This is a genomic window from Sinomonas atrocyanea (assembly GCF_030812675.1).
Lineage (GTDB): Bacteria > Actinomycetota > Actinomycetes > Actinomycetales > Micrococcaceae > Sinomonas > Sinomonas atrocyanea_B.
This window is the reverse complement of the sequence record NZ_JAUSTE010000030.1, coordinates 1-3,309: the sequence shown is the minus strand read 5'-3', so window position 1 is coordinate 3,309 and position 3,309 is coordinate 1. Positions and strand designations below refer to the sequence as shown.

Genomic DNA, 3,309 nt, shown 5'->3' with positions numbered 1-3,309 from the left:
TTCCCCGGGGTTTGTTGTCTGGGGACCGTATGGTGGACGCGGAGCATTGGGTGGTCTCGGCCACGCCCCCGGTGGGGGTGTGGTGTGTTGAGGTTGTCGGCCTATTAGTACCGGTCGGCTTCACGAGTCTTCAGTCCTCGTTTCCACGTCCGGCCTATCAACCCAGTGGTCTGCTGGGGGCCTCTCGCCCTTGACGGGCGTGGAGATCTCATCTTGAAGCGGGCTTCCCGCTTAGATGCTTTCAGCGGTTATCCCATCCGAACGTAGCCAACCAGCCGTGCACCTGGCGGTACAACTGGCACACCAGAGGTTCGTCCGTCCCGGTCCTCTCGTACTGGGGACAGCCCTTCTCAGATCTCCTGCGCGCGCAGCGGATAGGGACCGAACTGTCTCACGACGTTCTAAACCCAGCTCGCGTACCGCTTTAATGGGCGAACAGCCCAACCCTTGGGACCTACTCCAGCCCCAGGATGCGACGAGCCGACATCGAGGTGCCAAACCATGCCGTCGATATGGACTCTTGGGCAAGATCAGCCTGTTATCCCCGAGGTACCTTTTATCCGTTGAGCGACGGCCCTTCCACGAGGTGCCGCCGGATCACTAGTCCCGACTTTCGTCCCTGCTCGAGATGTCTCTCTCACAGTCAAGCCCCCTTGTGCACTTGCACTCGCCACCTGGTTGCCGACCAGGCTGAGGGGACCTTTGGGCGCCTCCGTTACTCTTTGGGAGGCAACCGCCCCAGTTAAACTACCCGTCAGGCACTGTCCCTGACCCGGATCACGGGCCGAGGTTCAGGTGTCCAAAGCGACCAGAGTGGTATTTCAACGATGACTCCGCCGGCACTGGCGTGCCGGCTTCACAGTCTCCCACCTATCCTACACAAGCCGCTCCGAACACCAATACCAAACTGTAGTGAAGGTCTCGGGGTCTTTCCGTCCTGCTGCGCGTAACGAGCATCTTTACTCGTAGTGCAATTTCGCCGAGTTCACGGTCGAGACAGCGGGGAAGTCGTTACTCCATTCGTGCAGGTCGGAACTTACCCGACAAGGAATTTCGCTACCTTAGGATGGTTATAGTTACCACCGCCGTTTACTGGGGCTTGAATTCTCCGCTTCGCCATTGCTGGCTGACGGGTCCTCTTAACCTTCCAGCACCGGGCAGGAGTCAGTCCGTATACATCGTCTTGCGACTTCGCACGGACCTGTGTTTTTAGTAAACAGTCGCTTCCCCCTGGTCTCTGCGACCCTTGCCCGCTCGGGCCGGCATGCGGCCTCCACGGTCGGGGTCCCCCTTCTCCCGAAGTTACGGGGGCATTTTGCCGAGTTCCTTGACCGTGATTCTCTCGATCGCCTTGGTATTCTCTACCTGATCACCTGTGTCGGTTTGGGGTACGGGCGGCTGGGACCTCGCGTCGATGCTTTTCTCGGCAGCATAGGATCACCCGATCCCCCCGTGAGGGGGTCCCGTCGGATCTCAGGCTTCGTGCGCGGCGGATTTGCCGACCGCGCGCCCTACATCCTTGGACCAGGTCAACCATCGCCTGGCCGGGCTGCCTTCCTGCGTCACACCTGTTAATACGCTTGCCTCGCAGCTCTGGTCCCCGCGCTCGCCCCGCGGTGCCCTCCCGAAGGAGGACGGTGCGGGGTCCGGGCGGTCAGCATCGGCTGTCCGGCATGGGCGGTCCTTCGCCGGTACGGGAATATCGACCCGTTGTCCATCGACTACGCCTGTCGGCCTCGCCTTAGGTCCCGACTTACCCAGGGCAGATGAGCTTGACCCTGGAACCCTTGATCATCCGGCGGACGGGTTTCCCACCCGTCTTTCGCTACTCATGCCTGCATTCTCACTCGTGCGGCCTCCACCCCTCGGTCACCCGGGGGCTTCACTGCCCGCACGACGCTCCCCTACCCAGCCCCACCCCTGAACCACGAAGGCTAGGGTTCGCGTGGGACTGCCACGGCTTCGGCGGTGTGCTTGAGCCCCGCTACATTGTCGGCGCGGAATCACTTGACCAGTGAGCTATTACGCACTCTTTCAAGGGTGGCTGCTTCTAAGCCAACCTCCTGGTTGTCTTCGCAACTCCACATCCTTTCCCACTTAGCACACGCTTGGGGGCCTTAGCCGGTGGTCTGGGCTGTTTCCCTCTCGACTACGAAGCTTATCCCCCGCAGTCTCACTGCTGCGCTCTCACTTGCCGGCATTCGGAGTTTGGCTGACGTCAGTAACCTTGTGGGGCCCATCGGCCATCCAGTAGCTCTACCTCCGGCAAGAAACACGCAACGCTGCACCTAAATGCATTTCGGGGAGAACCAGCTATCACGGAGTTTGATTGGCCTTTCACCCCTACCCACAGCTCATCCCCTCCATTTTCAACTGAAGTGGGTTCGGTCCTCCACGACGTCTTACCGTCGCTTCAACCTGGCCATGGGTAGATCACTCCGCTTCGGGTCCAGACCACGCCACTGAACGCCCTGTTCAGACTCGCTTTCGCTACGGCTCCCCCACACGGGTTAACCTCGCGACGTGGCACTGACTCGCAGGCTCATTCTTCAAAAGGCACGCCATCACCGCACCCCCAGCGGGGCCGGCTCTGACGGTTTGTAGGCGCACGGTTTCAGGTACTGTTTCACTCCCCTCCCGGGGTACTTTTCACCTTTCCCTCACGGTACTTGTCCGCTATCGGTCATCGGGTAGTATTCAGGCTTATCAGGTGGTCCTGACAGATTCGCACGGGATTTCTCGGGCCCCGTGCTACTTGGGGACACCGGCAAGGACGGCAGACCAGCGTTACGGCTACGGGACTCACACCCTCTACGGCCGGCCCTTCAAGACCGTTCGCCTACACTGCTGCACTCGCCCCCGACCACCGGCAGATGGTCGAAGCCAGACCCCACAACCCCCTGCGCGCAACCCCTGCCGGGTATCACACGCGCACGGTTTGGCCACATCCGCGTTCGCTCGCCACTACTGACGGAATCACTGTTGTTTTCTCTTCCTGCGGGTACTGAGATGTTTCACTTCCCCGCGTTCCCTCCACACCGTCTATGCGTTCAACGGCGGGTCACCGCATCAAGTGCGGCGGGGTTCCCCCATTCGGAGACCCTGGGATCACAGTCCGGTTATCGACTCCCCCAGGCTTATCGCAGATTCCCACGTCCTTCATCGGCTCCCGATGCCAAGGCATCCACCGTGCGCCCTTGGAAACTTCAACACAGAAGAAACCACAAAGGGCGCACACACACGCAACGTGCGTGCACACACCTACAAGAAAACTCGACCCACCACACCACAGCACCACCAGCACCCCCG

Annotated in this window: 1 rRNA gene; it reads right to left on the bottom strand. The window is 60.6% G+C overall.

Features of this window, described 5'->3' with window-relative positions:
* Positions 1-84: 84 nt before the first annotated feature.
* Positions 85-3,211 (bottom strand): 23S ribosomal RNA (locus J2W20_RS19150).
* Positions 3,212-3,309: the final 98 nt, after the last annotated feature.